13 protein-coding genes are annotated in these 21,156 nt (G+C 36.2%); 10 read left to right on the top strand and 3 right to left on the bottom strand.

All coding sequences use genetic code 11. The annotated features are described in order from the left end of the window. Positions 1-5 precede the first annotated feature (5 nt). Both VUJ46_RS08515 and VUJ46_RS08510 read right to left on the bottom strand, forming a co-directional pair. A complete protein-coding gene (locus VUJ46_RS08515) occupies positions 6-3,119 on the bottom strand; it encodes a SusC/RagA family TonB-linked outer membrane protein (protein ID WP_326984560.1) in 3,114 nt (1,037 codons plus the stop codon). A gap of 594 nt (positions 3,120-3,713) precedes the next feature. Further along, positions 3,714-4,517, bottom strand: a complete 804-nt coding sequence (locus VUJ46_RS08510) for a DUF4197 domain-containing protein (RefSeq protein ID WP_326984559.1) — start codon at positions 4,515-4,517, stop codon at positions 3,714-3,716. A gap of 1,027 nt (positions 4,518-5,544) precedes the next feature. Here VUJ46_RS08510 and VUJ46_RS08505 point away from each other — a divergent pair. From VUJ46_RS08505 to VUJ46_RS08475, 7 genes are all read left to right on the top strand, one after another. Next, complete coding sequence (locus tag VUJ46_RS08505; protein ID WP_326984558.1) at positions 5,545-7,800, top strand: beta-N-acetylhexosaminidase; 2,256 nt, start codon at positions 5,545-5,547, stop codon at positions 7,798-7,800. Positions 7,801-7,881: 81 nt separating this feature from the next. Then, positions 7,882-8,877, top strand: coding sequence for an isoaspartyl peptidase/L-asparaginase family protein (locus tag VUJ46_RS08500; protein WP_326984557.1), 996 nt, complete (start codon positions 7,882-7,884; stop codon positions 8,875-8,877). A gap of 29 nt (positions 8,878-8,906) precedes the next feature. Further along, positions 8,907-9,428 (top strand): hypothetical protein, encoded by a 522-nt coding sequence (locus VUJ46_RS08495; protein WP_326984556.1) that lies wholly within the window; start codon positions 8,907-8,909, stop codon positions 9,426-9,428. A gap of 85 nt (positions 9,429-9,513) precedes the next feature. Continuing rightward, on the top strand, positions 9,514-10,176 hold the full coding sequence (locus tag VUJ46_RS08490; RefSeq protein WP_326984555.1) for a copper homeostasis protein CutC: 663 nt from the start codon (positions 9,514-9,516) through the stop codon (positions 10,174-10,176). Positions 10,177-10,560: 384 nt separating this feature from the next. After that, positions 10,561-10,938, top strand: a complete 378-nt coding sequence (locus VUJ46_RS08485) for a GxxExxY protein (RefSeq protein ID WP_326984554.1) — start codon at positions 10,561-10,563, stop codon at positions 10,936-10,938. Next, entirely contained in the window at positions 10,938-13,421 is a 2,484-nt protein-coding gene (locus VUJ46_RS08480) for a beta-mannosidase (protein ID WP_326984553.1), read from the top strand. Before VUJ46_RS08485 ends, VUJ46_RS08480 begins: the two co-directional genes overlap by 1 nt. A 99-nt stretch (positions 13,422-13,520) precedes the next feature. Continuing rightward, entirely contained in the window at positions 13,521-14,429 is a 909-nt protein-coding gene (locus tag VUJ46_RS08475; protein ID WP_326984552.1) for an AEC family transporter, read from the top strand. Here VUJ46_RS08475 and VUJ46_RS08470 read toward each other — a convergent pair. Beyond that, on the bottom strand, positions 14,418-14,891 hold the full coding sequence (locus VUJ46_RS08470; protein ID WP_326984551.1) for a hypothetical protein: 474 nt from the start codon (positions 14,889-14,891) through the stop codon (positions 14,418-14,420). The two genes, VUJ46_RS08475 and VUJ46_RS08470, sit on opposite strands and share 12 nt — an antisense overlap. A 94-nt stretch (positions 14,892-14,985) precedes the next feature. On the opposite strand from VUJ46_RS08470, the gene priA reads away from it, so the two are divergent. The 3 genes from priA (at position 14,986) to VUJ46_RS08455 (ending at position 21,075) form a co-directional block, all read left to right on the top strand. Beyond that, entirely contained in the window at positions 14,986-17,433 is a 2,448-nt protein-coding gene (gene priA / locus VUJ46_RS08465; protein WP_326984550.1) for a replication restart helicase PriA, read from the top strand. Between the two features lie 160 nt (positions 17,434-17,593). Then, complete coding sequence (gene dacB, locus VUJ46_RS08460) at positions 17,594-19,063, top strand: D-alanyl-D-alanine carboxypeptidase/D-alanyl-D-alanine endopeptidase (RefSeq protein WP_326984549.1); 1,470 nt, start codon at positions 17,594-17,596, stop codon at positions 19,061-19,063. A gap of 80 nt (positions 19,064-19,143) precedes the next feature. Next, positions 19,144-21,075 carry a M1 family metallopeptidase gene (locus VUJ46_RS08455; RefSeq protein WP_326984548.1) on the top strand — a complete coding sequence of 644 codons (1,932 nt, stop codon included), beginning with the start codon at positions 19,144-19,146 and terminating at the stop codon, positions 21,073-21,075. The last annotated feature ends 81 nt before the right edge of the window (positions 21,076-21,156 follow it).

Raw genomic sequence — 21,156 nt, 5'->3', positions numbered from 1 at the left:
TTTAATTAAAATTTTGCGCTTAATCCCAATTGTGTCGTTATGGCTGCAGGTCTGTTAACGCCCATGTTGGCAGCTGCCCATTCCGGATCGTATCCATCAAAGTTGGTGAATACAAAAGGATCGAGAACGTTTACATAAACTCTTAAGCTGCTCATTTTTACCTTTTTCAGAAAGTCGGAATCAAAAGTATATCCCAAAGAGATATTTTTAACTTTTGTAAAAGAGACTTCTCGGTAATATCCAAATCCTGTTGACCAAAATGCCCCTGCTCCTGTCGCTACAGGTCCAGGTCTAGGGTTGGTAGTATTCGCGTTGGAAGCCAATCCGGCACTGTTGGTCGGGACAAAATAGTCCATGGCCATCTTTTGGCGCCCTCGATCTGAAACATCAGCAAAATTCTGGTGGAAAGTACTTAAAACCGTTTGTCCCTGACTGGTAATGATTGAAAAATTAAAATCAAATTTTCCTATCGTAAATCTCGAATAGAAACTTCCCTGCCATTTAGGAACCGAGCTTCCGATGGTGGTTCTGTCATTAGCATCAAATTTCCCGTCCCCATTGATATCCTTAGGTCTTGCCTGTCCCGGAGCCATTCCGTAGGCCGCTGCCTGTGCTGCTTCACTTTCCTGCCAAACACCATCGTACACATAGTTGAAATTAGGATTTAAACTAGATCCCAAAATAAGATTATTCCCTCTATCACTCACCTGATCCTGATTGTAGATGGATTCAAGTTTGTTGACATTTTTAGTAAAGGTAAAAGTGGTTTCCCAATTGATGAGTTCACTTTTTATATTTTTGGTAGTTAAAAGGACTTCAACCCCTTTGTTACTTACCGATCCTACATTGGCATACGTATATTTTACCCCCATTTCAGCAGGTAATTGCTGCTTGTAAATAAGGTTTTCGGAAAGACGATCGTAAACATCCACCGTACCGGTAATTCGGTTTCTTAAAAATCCGAAATCCAATCCGAAGTTGAGCTCACGTGTCTTTTCCCAGGTTAATAATGGGTTGGCAAATACTTCAGACTGAAATCCTGAAACAATCTGACTTCCATTCGCATAAAAAGTTTGTTGATCTAATAATGCTAGTGATTGGTAGGGAGCTACATTGTCATTTCCTGTGTATCCAATGCTGGCTCTTAACTTTAAATCAGAAATGGATTTTACATTTTCAAGAAAAGATTCTTTATTGATTTTCCATCCTAATGCCAGAGAAGGGAACGCTGTCCATTTATTTCCTTCTGCAAGTACTGATGAACCGTCCCATCTTGTGGAGGCTGTTAATAAATATTTGTCTTTAAAACCGTAGTTTAATCTTGCCGCAAAAGAATTCAGGGTTCTTTTCATATAGGGTCGAGCCTGAAGCTGATAGCTCGACTGAAGCCCGGAACCTAAATTATAGTATCCCGTACTAAATGGTAACCCGTGTGAATATCCAAATGAATACTGATCTTCGTTAGAGTAAATACTTTGCAGTAATAATAAACTTACATCATGTACATCTTTAAAAGTATGCTTTAGGTCAATCTGGTTATCCCAGGTATAATTAAAGTTTTCGGAATTGCTTAGAGAAGCAGAGTTTTGTTTATTCAGAGCAATTCCAATATTGGTGTCAGCCGTATTTGATATTCCTAAGCTGGTAGTGGAAAATCCTGCGGCAAAAGTAGTTTTAAATGATAACCATTTCATCGGCTGATACTGGAAAAATAAATTTCCTAACGTCTGCCAGGTTCTTTCCGTTTGTCTCGAGTTGGCAATTTCCAGCAAAGGATTAATCGTACTGGTTTTATTGATGGCCCAAGCTCCGTTAGGATAGGTCAGTTTTCCAGGAAGTAAGAATAATTGTCCCGGAATATCATTTCCGTTGGCATCGATTGCATAAGGAGAAATAAGCGGACTGAAACTGAAAGCAGAACGCATGGCTGTATCACTTCCGTATTCGGTAATGGTTCTTGCTACGGTAATATTGGCCCCTGTGGTAAATTTAGAATTAATTTTATGGTTGATTCCCAGCTTAAAAGTATATTTATCATTAGAATCGTTGGCGATCAAACCTTCATTTCCCTGAATACCAAAGGATAAATTGTATCCCAATCCCCCATCGGATCTTCCGGAAATATTCACATAATGATTCTGCATGGTACCCGGTTGCAATACCGCATCATACCAGTCAAAATTATAGCCGTTATTGGCTCTTTGTACCAGAAGCGGACTCTGATTTCCTGCCAAAGTTGCCAATTGTGCGGGAGTTTGGGTATTAGGTGATGCGCTCAGATAAGCAGCCTGATGAAAATTCCACCATTCTGCTCCGGTCATCATCTTAGGCAAACGGGCTGCCGTTCTTACCCCATAAGAAGTTTCCAATGAAACATTGATTCCTCCCTTGGCTGTTGCCCCGTTTTTCGTAGTCACCAAAACTACACCGCTGGCTCCTCGGGAACCGTAAATAGCAGCGGAAGACGCATCCTTCAATACATCCATTCGGGCAATATCCTGAGGGTTCAGAAAATCGATATTATCAGTTGGAACGCCATCCACAACATACAAAGGATTTCCTGAAGAGATCAAAGAATTATTCCCACGGATCGTCATTTTGAAACTATCACCAACCCTTCCGGAATTAGACGTAATCTGAACTCCGGGCATACTTCCCTGAATGGCTTCAAGCGGACTGGTCGTATTTCTTTCCACGATTTTATCAGAGCTCAAAGTATTCACAGAACCTGTAAGGTCAGATTTTTTTACACTTCCATAACCTACTAAGACCACCTGTTCAATGGTTTTTGTTCTTTCTTCCTTTAACGGAATCGCAATAAAAGAGCGATTATCTACTGCAATTGTTCGCGACTGAAAACCTTCATTTTCTACAGAAAGTGAAGACTGATCTTTTAATAGTGTAATGATAAATTTTCCTTCAGCATCGGTTGTAACGGTGTTTTCTGTACCTTCTTCCTTTACCGTTACATTAGGAATAGGAGCCTGTTTGTCGTTTGTGATCTTTCCGCTAACCTCTTTACCCTGCTGCGCAAAAACTACTGCAGAGGAAAACAGAAACAAAACAGCAAGCTTGTTACGAACCCGAAAGCCGGATTCCGCTATTTTTTCAAATGACATAATTTTAGTTTTTTTGAGTTAAATTTTTACTTTTCAACAAGAACTCTGAGCTTAGCTACTTCTCATAAAATTTGTTGGAAAAATTAATTAAAATTTAAATGTAATCGATTGCGCATTTCGATTGATTTTTTTCAATTTTCTATATTAATCTTTTTTTAATAAAATTTTCATTTTTTTTAACGGAATGTTAATTATTTAAGTTATTTAATTGTAAAACAATGTTTTAAATTTTATTTAATTTATGATTTATATATGATTTTTATCATATTTCATATGTTGTGACCATCGAATTATTCCCCAAAATTGATGTTGAATTTAATTTTATCCACTTTTTGTGATAAAAAATAATTGCAAATTAATTCATTAAACGATTTGAATAATTCATGCAAAATAGGAGTCTGGAAAGCAGGGGTTACTGTAAAAATGAAATTGACTGTAATAAAAATTCAAAAGAGGTTGAACGAAAAAAATCCATCTCACAAAATGATAAGATGGATGTTGATTTTTTTGAAAATATTGATATTAACTAAGAATCAGCGTCAAGTTGGAAGAATGAAGCCGGAAGTTAGTTGAGCTCATATTAATGTTGTAAAATTATTTGCCGTCCTGAGCTCCGAAAACCTTCTGTAAAATACTGGTCGTTCTCATGGCAGGTGTATTTCTGATACCGCTTTCTTTATCAGCAACCATTTTGAAAACACCGTTGATGGTTTCTGTGGTCACATATTCATTCAGATCGGTAGTCACTGCCTGCCCTGTCAGCATATTGTATTTTGAGATCAATCCTTTCCAGACAGAATCGGCACCTACTTTTCCCAAAGAAGCTTTTACTTTGGGTTCAAAAGCTGTAAATAACTGACTTTGAGTTTTTCCCTGTAAATAGCTTGTCGCCGCATTATTACTTCCTAGAAGTATATTTTTAGCATCGGTGATCGTCATGGAAGTGATGGCATTCGTAAAGATGGGAGCAGCTTCGGTTACTGCATCTTCAGCGGCTCTGTTTAATAATTTTACTCCCTGATCGGCTAAACTTCCTAATCCTACGGAACGAAGCGTAGCATCCACTTTTCTTAATTTTTCAGGCATTAAAATCTTAACGGCTTCATTTTTCAGAAACCCGTCTGTTACGCCTAATTTTTTAACGCCTTCCGTTACGCCCAGGCTTAATGCTTCTTTTAACCCCGATGAAATCTGAGTGGAAGATAAATTCCCTAAGTTAACGGCAGAGGTAGCTGTAGAAGTTTTTGTGGGAGTCGTAGAAGTTGTGGTTCCTTTTACAGGAGTGTTGAGGTCAATGCCTGTTTTGTCTTTTACAGTAGATTTTATAACATCAAAAAGCTGTGCCTGTGCACTCACTGACAATAATAGCGCACTTGCTAATAGAATCGTTTTTCTCATCCTTTATTTTTTGCAAAATTAGATGTTTTTATGGGGAATAAGTTAAAAGCAAAGAATTTTTTCTTTTAGAAGAATATCAAATCTCTGAAAACAGAGGACTCAAAGCTTTTTTTCGGCTAATTGTTTTAACGTTTCACAAAACGAAGTTTCGCCGATTCAGATTAAATCAATTTTACAATCGGGACAAAGCCATTTTACTTACAAAAGAGTATAAAGTATAACTAAAATCAACAGCAGCATCTGTGAAAACCTGTGCTATCAGTGGTAAATAAAAAAAATCGTGAATTCGTGGCAAAAATTTAACCACAAAAGTTTTTTAACACTTTAGCTAGTAAAGCTTAAAATTAAACTGCATAGAAGTACACTTAAGTTTTTGAAAATCTAAGATTTTTTACTGATGGGTTCTCAATCTGAGTAATCTGCAGGAAATAAAAAAATTGTACATCCGCAACCATAATATGCAGCCCTCAATTTTATCTTTGATAAAATCCTTGCGCCTTAAAAACATAAAGTATTGAAAAATATATCTTTGCGGCTTATCGAAAAACCAACAAAAAAAGCATCTTTTACGGCAGATAAAGGAGATTCGTGAATTCTTAGCCTATACATTCAATTTTTATTTTCAACGCTATCGGTCGCAAAGGTTTTATTATTGTAATGGTTATTATTTTTTCGGTCGCAAGGGCGTTCCACTCAGCAAATGATAGCCTTGTCGTATACTTTTATTATTTGAACACAAAGTTCTCTGAGGGGCTTTACTACTAACTGTTTTAAGGCTCACAAAGCCGTTCTACTTATAAAAGACCGCAAAGTTTAAACAAAGATAGATCAGCAGAATAATCTGAAATAATCTGTGCTATCAGTGGGAAATAAAAAAAATCGTGAATTCGTGGCAAATAAATCCCAACATCTCGGTCGCTTTTGCAGTAAAAAAATGCCCATAAAAATGTCGCATCACAATTATTAAAAATTCTTATTTTGAACTCAGTTTAAAATAATTATATTAGCCAAAACCTAATCCAATCCAATGATACGCGTTATTTTTATATTTTTTGTACTGCTTTCAAACGCAATTTTTTCGCAGAATAAGTTGAATTTAATTCCTTATCCAACAGAAGTGAGTGTAAATAATGGAAATTTTACACTTCCGGAAACATTTGCACTTAGCAGTGAATTACCTAAAAGTGAAACAGAATATTTTAAAAACAGGCTAAGCTCAGACCTGAAATTTAAGTATTCAAATAAATCAGATGCGAATTTGGTCTATTTCCAACTTCCAAAATCAGGTAATTCAGGTAAGAATGATGAATTTTATACTTTGGAAATTACTCCGAAGCAGATTCAGATTAAGTCGTATACAAAACAAGGCTATTTCTTAGGACTTCAAACGTTGATTCAGATCATTCAAAGCAATCAGAAGAATAAACAGATTCCTTCTGTAAAAATAGAGGATCAGCCAAAATTCTCATGGCGCGGAATGCACCTCGATGTTTGCCGCCATTTTTTCACGGTGGAAGAAGTGAAACAGTATATCGACTATTTGGCGATGTATAAACTGAATACTTTTCACTGGCATTTAACGGACGATCAGGGTTGGAGAATTGAAATTAAAAAATATCCTAAATTAACAACGGTTGGTGCAAAACGTAAAGAATCTATGATCGGAGCTTACGTTGATAATACGTTTGACGGAAAACCTTACGGACCGTATTTTTATACTCAGGATCAGATTAAAGATGTGGTGAAATATGCGACAGAAAGACATATCACAGTAGTTCCGGAAATCGAAATGCCAGGTCATGCTTTGGCGGCTTTAACGGCTTACCCAGAATTAGCTTGTACAAAAGGACCTTTCGAACCAGCTACAAAATGGGGTGTTTTTGATGATGTTTTTTGTCCGAAAGATGAAACTTTTAAGTTTTTAGAAAATGTTTTGGATGAAGTGATTGCACTTTTCCCTTCACAATATATTCACATTGGTGGTGACGAATGTCCGAAAACAAGATGGAAGGAATGTCCTCATTGTCAGGAATTAATCAAGAAAAATAATTTGAAAGATGAACACGGATTGCAAAGTTATTTCATTCACAGAATTGAAAAATATGTTAATTCTAAAGGTAGAAAAATCATCGGCTGGGACGAGATTTTAGAAGGCGGATTAGCTCCAAACGCAACTGTAATGAGCTGGACTGGTGTAAACGGTGGAATTGAAGCGGCAAAATCAGGACACGTTGCTGTAATGACGCCGGGTTCTTATTGCTATTTCGATCATTATCAGGGAGATCCTGCAACGGAACCTAATGCTTTCGGAGGTTTTACGCCATTGGATAAAGTATATTCTTATAACCCGGTTCCGACCGAATTGAATGCTGAACAGGCAAAATATATCAAAGGAGTTCAGGCAAATTTATGGACGGAGTATATTCTTGATTTTAAGCAAGTTCAATATATGATTTTCCCAAGACTGTTCGCACTTTCAGAAGTAGGTTGGGGAACAGCTGATTCTAAAAATTATAAAGAATTCGAGGGAAGAGTGATTAATGAATTTAAGGTGTTGGACAAAATGGGAATTAATTATGCCAGAAGTATTTACAATATTTCCGGGAAAGTCTCAGCAGCAAATAACGGAGTTTCCTACGAGCTTTCAACATCACAAAGTGCCAGTGGAATTCGTTATACATTGGATGGAACGGAGCCCACTATTAATTCTGCAGCTTATCAAAATATAATTCCTGTTTCAAAAGATTTAACTGTAAAATCTGCTTATTTTGAAAACGGGCAATTAAAAAGTGCAATCTCTTCACAATCTTTTAAAGTTTCAAAAACAACAGGAAAAAAAATTACGCTTGAACAACAACCCAGTGAAAATTATTCCTTCGGTGGTGCTTTCACTCTGGTTGATGGAATTATTGGAAACCAAAAACAGTTGGGAAAAACTTGGTTAGGTTTTCAGGGAAAAGATGTTATAGCAACCATTGATTTTGGACAGAAAATTCCATTTTCAGAAGTTTATTTCAATACGTTGGATAATAAAGGAAGCTGGATTCACTTTGCAAAATTGGCTCAAGTTTTTATTTCTGATGACGGAACGAATTTTAAAATGATTAAAGAAATAGGAAAGCAGGAAATACTGGATGCAAAAGGAAAAATCAAATTAAATGTAGGAAATCAAAACTCGAAATATCTTAAAATTAAAATAAAAAACGCAGGAATTATTCCGGCAGGAAATCCCGGTGCAGATTCCAAAGCGTGGCTTTTCGTAGACGAAATCGGAGCCAACTAATAATTTAAGGTTGAATGTTTGATATTCGAATTTGTTTGGAGCATTAAACATTGAACTAAAAACTTTAAACATAAAATAAAAATGTCTTCACGAAGAAAATTTCTCAAAAATACAGGAATATTATCATCCGCATTATTATTGAATCCATTGGATGTATTTGCAAAAGATCTGCCTGAAAATGATTATAAACCAGTCAATAAACCAATTGTTCTTTCCACATGGAACTTTGGCTTAAAGGCCAATGAAGAAGCATGGACGATCTTAGGAAAAGGTGGAAGAGCGCTTGATGCAGTAGAAAAGGGCGTCCGACTGGTGGAAAATGATCCTACTGAAAGAAGTGTGGGCTATGGTGGACGTCCGGACAGAGATGGAAAGGTGACGCTGGATGCATGCATCATGGATGAGAACTACAATATCGGTTCAGTGGCGGCTTTAGAAAATATTAAAAATCCGATCTCCGTGGCAAGAGCCGTGATGGAGAAAACACCTCACGTGATGCTGGTGGGTGATGGAGCTTTACAGTTTGCCGTTTCACAGGGGTTTAAAAAAGAAAATATTTTAACAGCCGAATCTGAAAAAGAATGGAAAGAATGGCTGAAAGACAGTAAATATCAACCTATTGTCAATATTGAAAACCACGATACGATTGGAATGATTGCTTTGGATACTAACGGAAACCTTTCCGGAGCATGCACAACCAGCGGAATGGCGTTCAAAATGCACGGAAGGGTAGGAGATTCTCCAATTATTGGCGCAGGTTTGTTTGTTGATAATGAAGTAGGGGCAGCTACCGCAACGGGACATGGTGAAGAGGTCATCAGAACGGTGGGAACTCATTTGGTGGTTGAACTGATGAGACAGGGAAGAAATCCGCAACAGGCCTGTAAAGAAGCAGTGGAAAGAATCGTGAAAATTACACAGAGAAGAGATAAAAACTTGAAAGATATTCAGGTTGGTTTTATTGCGATCAATAAAAAAGGGGAATATGGTTCGTATTGTATTCAGGACGGATTTAATTTTGCCGTTTATGATCAAAAAGGCAACCGTTTGGAAAAACCTGGATTTGCTTTGAAATAAAGATTTTAATTATGAAAAGGGTGATTATTATGTCTTTATTATCAATGATTGGATGTAAAGATAATGTTAAAAATAAGCCAAATATTTCTGAGCCGACAATCGAAGATATTGTTATTGAAAATAGTAAAGGAGCTGATGAAGCTAAAAAATGGCTAGAAAAAAGTATTGTTGATTACTTCAAAGCTGATATTTCTGAACAGGAAAAAATAATGAAAGCAATCACAACTAAAGATTATTATGAGTTTAAAACAGATGCAACAAATGTCGATATGGATGTTGACGGAAGTTTAACTCGTAAGGAGTTTGATCAAAAATGGGGAGATAAATATGATATAAATTTTGCAGGAATAAATACAGGATTTCTTATTTCTGCACAAGACTGGATTAATATAGAGATAAGAAAGTGTGAGGTCACAACTGTATTGAACAATGTTTATACATTTAAGGTGATTTTGGCTGATGATGGTTTTGAAGCAAAGTATTTTAGAGATATAAAAGTGATAAAAGAAGAAGGTAAATTTTTGATAGACGGAGTTATAGAATCAAATTAGTTAAATTTAAATATCAATAGGAATGGGCTTTAACCCGTTTTTAAAATATAAAACAATCAATTGGCATTAGCCAAAATCTACGAATATGTCAAAAATAGAAATAGCCTGCTTCAACCCCGAATCAGCGATCATTGCCTTCGAGAACGGAGCAGACAGAATTGAATTGTGTGACGGACTAAGCGAAGGCGGGACCACACCGGGCTTCGAAACTGCAAAACATTTAAGAGAAAAAATAAACATTCCTATTTTTGTGATGATTCGTCCTCGCGGCGGAGACTTTACGTATTCTGATGCAGAGTTTGAACAGATGAAATCGGAATTGACTCAGTTAAAATCATTAAATGTCGACGGCTTTGTTTTCGGAATTTTAGATGAAAATGATGAGGTGAATGTGGAACGGAACAAAGAATTGGTAAAGCTTGCAAAACCTTATCCATGCACTTTTCACCGCGCTTTCGACAGGGCAAAAGATTTAGAGAATTCTTTAGAGGAAGTAATCGACTGTGGTTTTAAAACAATCCTTACCTCCGGGCAAAGACCGAACGTTTCTGAAGGCAAAGATAATCTGAAAAAGCTGGTGGAGTTATCCAACGGAAGAATAGAAATTCTTGTTGGTGGGGGACTTCGTTCAACTAATATTCAGGAATTGAGAGACTTTACAAAAGCTGGATATTTCCATTCTTCAGCGATTACGGATGGAGGAGTTTTTGCGGTTGCAGAAGAAGTGGTTGCTTTGAAGAGTAAATAATGCTAATGTTTTTAAACGCAAAGTTTAATTATTTAAATCTTTTGACTTTAAGGAGCAAAGAATTGCGACGGGGTCGCTGATGAAGCTTTATGGCTAGTGCGCTCGTTTGATTAAATCAACTTGTTGATTTTTCTTTGCTCTTTTAAATATAAATGATAACAAATAATGTTTTTTATTAGGAAAAATAAATATAATTCTTTCAACGCAAAGATTTATTATTAGAAATATTGATTTTAAGGAGCAAAGAATTGCGACGAAGTCGCTGAAGAAGCTTTATGGTTAATGCGTACGCTTGATTAAATCAACTTGTTGATTCATCCTTTGCTCCTTTAAATATGCATGATAACAAATAAAACTTTGCGTTGAAAAAAATTACACACACAAATGACAGAAAATGAATTATCCTATAAAATAATAGGAGCAGCTTTAGAAGTACATCGAACATTAGGAGTGGGTTTATTGGAAAATGCATATGAATTAGCTTTAGCTTATGAATTAAAAGAATTAGGTTTAAAAGTTGAATCACAAGTTTCATTACCTCTTAGATACAAAGATGAATTGATTGGTAATGCCTATAAACTCGATTTAATTATAGAAAATAAAGTAATCGTTGAAATAAAATCAACATTAGAAATCCATCCTGTTTTTTATTCTCAAGTATTAACTTATTTAAAATTGACCAATATTAAGCTCGGACTTCTTATTAATTTTAACACACCCCTACTCAAAGACGGAATTCATCGAATTGTAAATAAATTATAATGAACAAAATTTTACTTTTTTCTTTTATTCTTATACAAACTTTCATCAACGCTCAAAATTCTGAGCGCAATTTATCTTCCGAAAAATGGCAGTTCAAAAACGTCAGGGAAAATATATGGTTGCCCGCCACGGTCCCGGGAACGGTTCATTTGGATTTGATGAATAACCAAATTATTCCAGATCCTTTCAAAGATGAAAATGAAAAAAAAGTACAGTGGATTGAAAATGAAGATTGGGATTATCAGACGAGTTTTAAGATTTCTTCAAACGAATTAAAGAATCAAAATATCAATTTGGTTTTTAACGGATTGGATACGTTTTCTGAAATTTATCTGAATGGGAAATTGTTGAAGAAAACTGATAATATGTTCAGAAAATGGGGGATTCCTGTGAAAACATATTTGAAAAGCGGAGATAATGTATTACAAATCAAATTTAAATCTGCAGTAAATATTGGAAAAGAATTGGCTAAAAAAGTTCCTTTTACGATCCCGGAATCTCCGAGAAGCTTTGTGAGAAAAGCGCAGTATCAGTTTGGCTGGGATTGGGGTCCAAGATTAGTGACGACAGGAATCTGGAAAGATGTAAAGTTGGAATTCTGGAATTCTGCTCAACTTGAAAATGTAAAAATTGAACAAAAAGTTTTAACCAAAGAAAAAGCAGAATTAAATATTTACACTGAAATTCTTACGGATAAAGAAGGGAAATATTCTGTTTTAATTAATAATAAAATCAATCAAATTCAATTAAAAAAGGGAAAAAATACAATTCAGACTCCTTTTATTATTGATAATCCAAAACTTTGGCAACCGAACGGTTGGGGTGATCCGAATTTGTATGATATCAAGATTTCTTTACAAAAAGACTCGAAAATTTTAGCTGAAGCAACTGAAAGAATTGGTTTGAGAACGATTGAATTAATTCAGGAAAAAGATGAAAAGGGAAAATCATTTTACTTCAAGGTGAATGGAAATCCGATGTATGCAAAAGGTACCAACTGGATTCCTTCAGACAGTTTTACACCGAGAATTAGCAAAGAAAAATATCAAAAACTTATCAAAGATTCTAAAGAAGCGAATATGAATATGATTCGTGTTTGGGGAGGCGGAATTTACGAAGATGACGAATTTTACAAAGCTTGCGATGAAAACGGAATTTTGGTTTGGCAGGATTTTATGTTTGCAGGAACTTTTTACCCTGCAGATAAAAATTTTCTGGATAATGTAAAAGAAGAAGTAAAATATCAGGTCAATCGACTTCAGAACCATGCTTCACTGGCTTTATGGTGCGGAAATAATGAAATTGATGAAGCGATTGTTAACTGGGGCTATCAGAAACAGCTCAATTATTCGAAGGAAGATTCAATTCAGGTTTGGAAGGATTATAAAAAGGTTTTTCATGAAGTGATTCCGAATGCAATTCATGAAGTTGCTGCAAAAGATAAATCGATTTATTGGGAAAGTTCACCATCAATCGGTTGGGGGCACAAAGAAAGCTTAACAGAAGGAGATTCTCATTATTGGGGCGTTTGGTGGGGCGAGCAGCCATTTGAAATTTTCAATGAAAAAGTTCCGAGATTTGCTTCTGAATATGGTTTTCAGGGAATGCCGACGCTGGAAACCACAAAATCTATGTTTTCAGGGAAACCGGATTTAAGCTTACAGAACGAAACGATAAAAGCGCACGAAAAACATTCCAGAGGTTGGGAAATCATCGATTTGTACATGAAAAGGGATTATAAAATTCCAACTGATTTTGTGAAATATAATTACGTTTCCCAATTGCTTCAGGCTCGCGGAATGCAGATTGCTATTGAAGCGCATCGCCGCTCACAACCTTACAATATGGGAACTTTATACTGGCAGTTGAATGACTGCTGGCCGGTAGTTTCATGGTCATCCATTGATTATTTGGGAAACTGGAAAGCGCTGCATTATCAGGTAAAAAGGAGTTTTGAAAATCAGGTGATTGTAACGGAAGAAAAAGAAGGGATTCTGAATTTTTATGCCATTAATGATGATTTGAAAAAGTTTGAAGACGTAAACGTAGAAATTCAGGTTACGGATTTTAATGGGAAGATATTGAATGATTTAACAACTGTTCTCCAGGGAAAAACATTAGATCGAATGGTGAAATTTAATGATCTCGAAATTAAGAATATCATCAAATATGCGAATCCAAATGAAGTCTTTTTAAAATTGATCTTAAAAGACGGAAACAAGAAGATAATAACTCAGAATAATCACTTCTTTGCGAAGCCAAAAGATTTAAAACTATCCCAACCAAATATTAGGATCCGGAAAATATCTTCGACAGAAATTGAAGTTTCCACGGACGTCTTGGCTAAAGATGTTTATCTGATGGGAGACACTCACTTCAGTGATAATTTCTTTGATCTTTTACCGAAGACCGCCAGAAAAATTACACTTTCAAAACCTTTGGAAAAAGTGGAGGTGATGAGCCTTTTTGATACGATGAATTAAATAACTAAAGCTTCAGGATTTTTAAAATTTTGAAGCTTTCTTTTTTTAAGTAAGTTGTTTTCAAAATTCAGTTGTAAATTTGCTCTACATTTTTGAATTATGGTAAATTTTGTTCTGATCGCGGTATGTATTTTGGCAGGAATGATCTTCAAAGCAACAAAATCCATCCATCCCGATGCACACAAAGGCATCAATACCTGGATTCTGTATCTGGCACTTCCCGCAGTATCATTCAAATATCTGCCTAAAGTTCACTGGACGACAGAAATGCTTTTCCCCATCATTGCAACCTTTCTTACCTCGGTTTTCTGCTTTTTCTTCATGATGTTTTACAGCAAAAGAAAAGGATATTCAAGGCGGTCGAGAAGCACGTTGGAATTGGTAAGCGGCTACAGCAATACCTCATTTTTAGGCTTTCCGTTGGTTTCTGCTTTTTATGGCGAAAGCCTTTTAAGTATTGCCATCATCTGTGATCAGACCATGTTTTTTTCACTTTCTACGTTAGGAATTATTGCGGCATTAAAAGGAGGAAGCCAATCGGGAAACGTAAGCGCAAAGTTCATTTTAAAAAGATTGATCACTTTCCCGCCATTAGTTGGGTGTATCGCCGCATTAGTATTGTCTCAGTTTTTCGATTTTACTTTGGCAGAGCCGTTTTTCGATAAACTGGCGGCAACGGTAAGCCCATTGGCTTTATTCTCGGTGGGACTGCAACTGAAATTCAACGGTTGGAAAAAACTTATTCCTCAAATGTCTATGTCCATGCTCTATAAGCTCATTCTGGCTCCTGCCATTACGCTTGGCTTAGCATTTCTGTTCGGAATAAAGGGGAACATCGCAAAAATAACTATTTTTGAATCTGCCATGCCAGCCGTTCTTACTTCGAGTATTATCGCTGAACAATTTCGCTTGAATACCAAGCTTACCAATCTCACAATCGGTTTTAGCATCATTGTAGGACTTTTTACCTCGGCGATTTGGTATTATATTACTGAATCAATATTTTAATTCAAAATCATATAATATAATTGAATCTATATGATCTTTCCATTGTTCAACATGGATTGTGTTACTTACTGCAGGCATAATGGAAGTTGACTGATAGGTCGAATTCCCTTGGAGTTTCATCTTTGCTTTAAAAATCATTTTTTTTCCTGTTTTTTGAATAACAATTAAAGCATAAATTGTTGAGGTAATCATTTGAGCTTCTGTAAAAGTAAGTTCAATACTGTTATCTTTAACTTCATCTTTTTTGAAATTTTCTAATGTATTAAACAAATCAATTTTTTCGTTAATAGTAACTTCTTTTACAATTTCAAAATTGGTGATTTTATTATTTTTTATTTCAGGTTTTAATATAACTTTTTGACCAATAGGAATGGTAATTTCTCCTTTGTTTAAATAATTTTTTCCTTGAGCCTTACTTAAGACGATTAGGAATAAAGTGATAATTGAAAGAATTTTTTTCATGGATAGTTTATTAAGTTTATAGCAAGAACGATAAAAATATAAAAAATTGCAGTTCACAAAAGAAAAAATTAATTTTACACTTTAAATATTTGTCTTGAATTACGCTCAAATTGTTTTACCGTTAAACTTAAAAGGATCTTTCACGTATAAAGTTCCTGAAGAATTAGTATCTGAAATTCAAATCGGAATGAGGGTTTTGGTTCCGTTTGGTGGTAAGAAGATTTATACGGGAATTGTTTTTGAATTTCATGACAATGAGCCGATCGAGTTTGTGGCAAAAGAGGTGATCAGTATTTTAGATGACAAACCGATTGTTCCACAAGAGCAGATTAAATTCTGGAACTGGCTTTCAGAATATTACCTATGCGGGTTGGGTGAGATTTACCGTTTTGCGTTTCCTTCTTCTTTAAAGCTGGAAAGTGAAACTTATTTAAAATTAAAACCCAATGTAAAAGTTGAATTCGAGAACCTTGATGTCAACGAAATGTATCTGATTCAGGCATTGGAAGTCCGTCAGCTGATCAATTTATCAGATATTGAAGCCTTTATTCCAAAGAAAGATATCATTAAAACGATCAATTCACTGATCGATTTGCAGTATATTGAAATCGACGAAAAAATCGCTGAAAAGTATAAAGCCAAAGAAGTAGCGTATGTGAAAATCAATAATGAGGTGCTGGAGAGACAAAATCTTACGGAGATCCTTTTATTATTGAAAAGAGCACAGAAACAGAAAGATCTCTTCCTTCATATTTTAGAAACGCAGACTGAAAATCCGGATGTTCCGATCAAGAAATCAGAATTATTTGAGGATGGTTATTTTGGGAGTTCTCATTTCAAAGCGTTAGCTGACAAAGGTTTGGTTGAAGAATATTATATGCAGAAAGACCGGATTGAAAGCTACGAAGGCGAAATCGAAGAGATTGAAGAACTTTCGGAAGCTCAGAAATCAGCGAAAGCTGAAGTGGATGAAGCGTTTGAAGAAGGCCAGAATGTCTTGCTTCACGGCGTAACGTCATCAGGAAAAACGCATATCTATTTAGAGAAAATTGAAGAATGCATTCAGGAAGGTAAAAACGTACTTTTCCTGCTTCCGGAAATTGCTTTAACTAAACAGATTACCCAAAGATTAGAAAAAAAATACGGTAGGCAGCTTGGTTTTTATCATCAGAAACTCACCGATTTTGAACGGGTGGAAGTCTGGCGAAGAATCCGTCAGAATGATATTAAAATCCTCATCGGAACACGAAATGCATTGTTTTTACCTTTTCAGAATCTTGGATTGGTAATTGTAGATGAAGAGCATGATTCTGCATATAAGCCGAGGGAAGTTTCTCCCAATTTTAATGCAAAGGATGCCGCTTTGGTTTTCGGAAATTTTTATGGAGCCAGGGTTATTTTAGGTTCGGCAACACCTTCTGTGGAAAGTTATTACAATGCACGAAAGGATAAAATGAAATATGTTTTCCTGGAAGAGCGTTTCGGAAATGTGAATCTTCCCGAATATGAACTCATTAACTTTAAAGAAGCCCAGGACTCTAAAAAGGTGTCAGGAAATTTCTCACTGCACTTAATTGATGAAATTAAAAAAGTGGTCGATGAAAAAAATCAGGCGATTGTTCTTCACAACCGCCGTGGTTATGCCAATGTGGTGGAATGTGAATCCTGTGGCTACGTGAATTATTGTTCCAATTGTGATGTTGTGATGACCTATCATAAGGCTGCAAATGAAATGAAATGCCATTATTGCGGTCAGAGAGCTTCAAAACCGAAGACCTGCCCGAAGTGTCAGTCTGAAAACCTGAATGAAAGAGGAGTAGGAGTCGAGCAGATTCATGAAGAAGTGGTCAAATTATTCCCTGAAAATGAAGTAGACCGAATGGACGTGGATTCTATGAGAAAGAAATTTGCCTACGAAAAGTTATACGAAAAAATTGAAGAAGGAGAGACAGATATTGTGGTGGGAACTCAGATGATCTCTAAAGGTTTAGACTTTGATCATATTGAATTGGTGGCCATTCCTAAGGCAGATTCGATGTTATATGTTCAGGATTTCAGAGCCGAGGAAAGGGCCTATCAACTGATTACACAGGTTTCCGGGAGAGCGGGGAGAACCTCTGGAAAAGGGAAGATTTTAATTCAGACCTTCAATCCTGATCATCCCGTTTTTCAATTGATTAAAATGAATAATCCGGCCAAGGTCTATAAATACATTTTAACGGAAAGACAGAAATTCCACTATCCGCCGTTCACAAAACTCATCATGATCGAGCTGAAACACATTAAAGAAGACAAGGTAAACCGTGCTTCTCAGTTTTTAGGCTCTATTTTAAGAAAATATCTTCCAGAAGATTGTGTTTTAGGTCCTGAAAAAGCACCTATTGCAAGGCTTAATAATCTGTATCAGTTTCAGATTATGCTGAAGCTTCCGCGCGGTAAAAAGTATGAAGAATATAAGAAGCTGGTTTTACAAAGTATCACCGAGTTTGAAGAAATTACTGCTTATCAAAGTATTAAAAAACAGGTTTTAGTGGATTTTTAACACTTTTTAACAAACTTTATAGTGTTTTATAATAGTCTACTAAACTACTATATAACAATATTTTCTACTTTTGATCGTTGATTATATGTTTGGATTTTTAACTTTCAATTTAACCCATTGATTTTTAATTTATCCAAAATATAGCAAAATGAAAAAATAGATGGTAAACTTCAGAAAATATATTTCAAGCGCCGCGGTACTGGCTTCAGGATTTTTCCTGGCTCAGTCTACCGTATCTACGGTTCTATATTCTCAGGCTTATGACAATCAGAAGAGCAGTTTAAACTTACCTTCTCCCATCACTTCGATGGTAGAAAAAACTATTTTGTCGCCTAAAGAACTTGTAGACATTAATGTAAACACAATGATGGCAGATCCCGTGCTGAAAAATGCTACCTGGGGATTTGTAGTCTACGACCCGAAAACGAAGAAGGTAATTTCTTCGTACAACGAAACCACTCCCTTGGTTCCGGCTTCTACCACGAAACTTTTGACCACAGAAACAGCAATGAATATGTTAGGTGAGAACTACCGTTGGATGACGCAGCTGGAATATTCAGGAACAGTGGACGAAAATGGAGTTTTGGACGGAAATCTTTATATCGTAGGCAGCGGAGACCCTTCAATGGGAACCAATAAAGCAGGTGCCGCATCTTACAGAGATATTGTTTCTGACTTCGTGAGCGGAATTTCCCGTGAAGGAATCAAAAAGGTAAACGGTGATATTATCATTCAGACAGCGCTTTTCAAAGGTAACATTTCGAAGCTTCCGGAAAATGTTGTGTGGTTGGAAAATAATAATTACTATTTACCGGCTGGTACTACAAGAGAAATAAACCCAGCGAATGAAAAACTGATCGTAAAGAAAAATGGATTCTCTGCGGATAAGAAATTTTTCTATGTTTCGCCGTATAATAATCAGATGGTATATGCTGATAAATATGAAGGTGATGGGATTTTGACGACAAAATTACCGGATGCACCAGCTTATCTGGCGAATACTTTAAGAACTACTTTGGTGAAAAGCGGTGTAGCAGTGACCGGAAAAGTTACGCCTAAAATGACAGATGCTACGCCTGAAAGCAGAAAACTCGTTTCGGCATACAAATCTCCGACTTTGGGTGATATTATTTTTTATACCAATCAGCACAGTGATAATGGTTTGGCAGAAGCCTTGTTAAAAACAGTTGGTTTCCAGAGTTTGGGGGATCAAACCACTGAATCGGGCAGAAAAGTAGTGACCGGACACTTAAAAGATGAAGGTTTTGATATGTTAGGGCTAAATTACATGGACGGAAGCGGACTTTCAAGAGCGAATAACGTAACGCCGATTTCTCAGGTGAAGTTCCTGACTTCTTTAATGGATGAAAAATATTATCAGACCTATTTAACGTCATTGCCGATTGGCGGACAGTCCGGAACGTTAAAAAGAATGTTCCTGGGAACAGGGAACGGACAGGTTTTTGCTAAAACAGGTACTTTAAATAAAGTGAAAACTTTGGCAGGTTATCTGAAGACCAATTCTGGAAGAACACTGGTTTTCTCTCTAATGGTAAACAATTATGCAGGTTCTGTAGACATGGTAAAGAAAAGAATGGAAAAAATTCTTGAGCCGGCTTTGGATCTTTAAAAATATTTATTTAACAATATAAAAACCTTTTAATCATTGATTAGAAGGTTTTTTTTATCTTTGAGTATAATATTCTGAATATGAGAAAATTCTACTTTCTGTTTTTAAGTGTGCTTTCATTTCATCAATTGTATTCTCAGGATGAAAATATCGAAAGAAAAGCTTTGATTGAAAAGGAAATGAAGTCATTCACCCAAAAAATGATAACATACAACATCAATCCCAATACATTAAATTACGATTTACAATACCAGAGAATGGATGTGGCTCTGGATCCTGCACAATATCAAATTTCGGGTACCGTGACTTCTCATTTTAAACCAAATCAAAATATGAGCAGTATCTATTTTGATTTGACCAATGTATTAACCGTTACTCAGGTTCAGTATCACGGTACAAATCTGGCTTTTCAGCAGTTGGCAACGAAAGAGCTTAAAATAGATTTTCAGACATCAGTTCCGGCGAATGTAGTGGATTCTTTAACCATTCATTATTCAGGAGCGCCGGCAACCAATAACAATGCTTTTTCTACAGGTTCTCAAAATGGAAATCTCATTTTAGCCACTTTAAATGAACCTTTCGGAGCACAGGACTGGTTTCCGACAAAACAAAGCATGAATGATAAGATCGACCGGTTTGATTTTAAAATTACCACGCCCAATCAATACAGCGTGGCGGCGAACGGGAAGCTGATGTCTGAAACTTCGCTTCCTGATAATAAAAAACTGACTTTCTGGAGAACGCAGTATCCCATGGCGGCTTATCTGGTAGCTTTATCCATTACCAATTTTGTTAAGCTGAATGACACAATGGGAAATCCACCTTTCCCTTTTGTGAATTATCTTTATCCGACCACAGCGGGTAATTCCTCTGTTATGGCTGATATCAACTGGACAAAAGACATCATGGACGTATTTGAAACTTACTTTGGACCTTATCCTTTCAGAAATGAAAAATATGGCCACATGGAGTTTCATTACAACGGAGTTTGTATGGAGCATCAGACGATGTCTTCAATGTCAGGATGGAACAGGCCGGTAATTGCACACGAGCTCGCTCATCAGTGGTTTGGTGATAAAGTAACCTGTGGTGCCTGGAATGATATTTGGCTGAATGAAGGGTTTGCCACTTTCGGTGAGCATGTAGCCAGGGAAAAGCTGCTGCTTACCCATGCTGAATTTATGACTTATCTTGCAGGGCAGAAAGATTATATTACACAAGTTCCAACAGGAAGTACGTACGTTTCGGACGCCAACGCAGGAAATCAATCCTATATTTTCAATGGAAGGCTGTCATATGCAAAAGGAGGCTATATTTTGAGAATGATGAAATGGATCTTAGGTGATAATGCGTTTTATCAGGCTGTAAAAGAATATCATTCGAGACCGGATTTAGCATATAATTATGTGAAAACTTCAGACCTGCAGGCTTCAATGATGCAGTCTACAGGTAAAGATTTTACCGAATTTTTTAATGACTGGGTGTATGGTGAGGGATATCCGACGTATGATATCCGATGGGCGCAATCCGGGGCAAATCAGGCATTGACCTTTAAAGTTTCACAGACACAAAGTAGCCCAACAGTAAGTTTCTTTGAAATGCCTTTGCCGGTAAAAGTAAACGGAACTGGCGGCCAGGTGGCTTATCTTACATTAAATAATACCAGTAACAATCAATATTTTACCGAAGCCGTCTCATTTCCTGTCGCAAGCGTTCAGTTTAACTATGAATATCAGATGCTGGAAAGGAATTCTACGGTAACAAAAGATACAACGTTAGGAACAGCCGATGTAAGTCTTGAGAATTTTGCACTATATCCAAATCCTGCTAAGAATGAATTGTTTGTAAAAGGGATCAATAGATCAACAGAATATACGATTTATTTTGTGGATGGAAAACTGGTTGAAAAGGGAACATATCAACCCGGGAAATCAATTGACATTCAGAAATTAATTCCCGGAACCTATGTTTTTAAGATCAATGATAAAAATATTAAATTCCTGAAAAAATAAAAAGTAAATCGGTCAAATCCAAGGATTTGACCGATTTTGTTAAAAATTGTAGATAGGATAAAACGATAATAGAGATCTTTC

The organism is Chryseobacterium sp. MYb264, from assembly GCF_035974275.1.
Taxonomy (GTDB): Bacteria; Bacteroidota; Bacteroidia; order Flavobacteriales; family Weeksellaceae; genus Chryseobacterium.
Note: the sequence above shows the minus strand (reverse complement) of the source record. Positions and strands in the feature narration are given on the sequence as shown.

What these genes read in the sequence shown, in the direction of transcription:
- VUJ46_RS08505 (WP_326984558.1), top strand. Translation starts at nt 5,545, where the DNA reads ATGATACGCGTTATTTTTATATTTTTTGTACTGCTTTCAAACGCAATT.
- VUJ46_RS08500 (WP_326984557.1), top strand. Translation starts at nt 7,882, where the DNA reads ATGTCTTCACGAAGAAAATTTCTCAAAAATACAGGAATATTATCATCC.
- VUJ46_RS08510 (WP_326984559.1), bottom strand. Translation starts at nt 4,517, where the DNA reads ATGAGAAAAACGATTCTATTAGCAAGTGCGCTATTATTGTCAGTGAGT.
- VUJ46_RS08470 (WP_326984551.1), bottom strand. Translation starts at nt 14,891, where the DNA reads ATGAAAAAAATTCTTTCAATTATCACTTTATTCCTAATCGTCTTAAGT.
- VUJ46_RS08480 (WP_326984553.1), top strand. Translation starts at nt 10,938, where the DNA reads ATGAACAAAATTTTACTTTTTTCTTTTATTCTTATACAAACTTTCATC.
- VUJ46_RS08515 (WP_326984560.1), bottom strand. Translation starts at nt 3,119, where the DNA reads ATGTCATTTGAAAAAATAGCGGAATCCGGCTTTCGGGTTCGTAACAAG.
- VUJ46_RS08485 (WP_326984554.1), top strand. Translation starts at nt 10,561, where the DNA reads ATGACAGAAAATGAATTATCCTATAAAATAATAGGAGCAGCTTTAGAA.
- VUJ46_RS08495 (WP_326984556.1), top strand. Translation starts at nt 8,907, where the DNA reads ATGTCTTTATTATCAATGATTGGATGTAAAGATAATGTTAAAAATAAG.
- VUJ46_RS08455 (WP_326984548.1), top strand. Translation starts at nt 19,144, where the DNA reads ATGAGAAAATTCTACTTTCTGTTTTTAAGTGTGCTTTCATTTCATCAA.
- dacB (WP_326984549.1), top strand. Translation starts at nt 17,594, where the DNA reads ATGGTAAACTTCAGAAAATATATTTCAAGCGCCGCGGTACTGGCTTCA.
- VUJ46_RS08490 (WP_326984555.1), top strand. Translation starts at nt 9,514, where the DNA reads ATGTCAAAAATAGAAATAGCCTGCTTCAACCCCGAATCAGCGATCATT.
- VUJ46_RS08475 (WP_326984552.1), top strand. Translation starts at nt 13,521, where the DNA reads ATGGTAAATTTTGTTCTGATCGCGGTATGTATTTTGGCAGGAATGATC.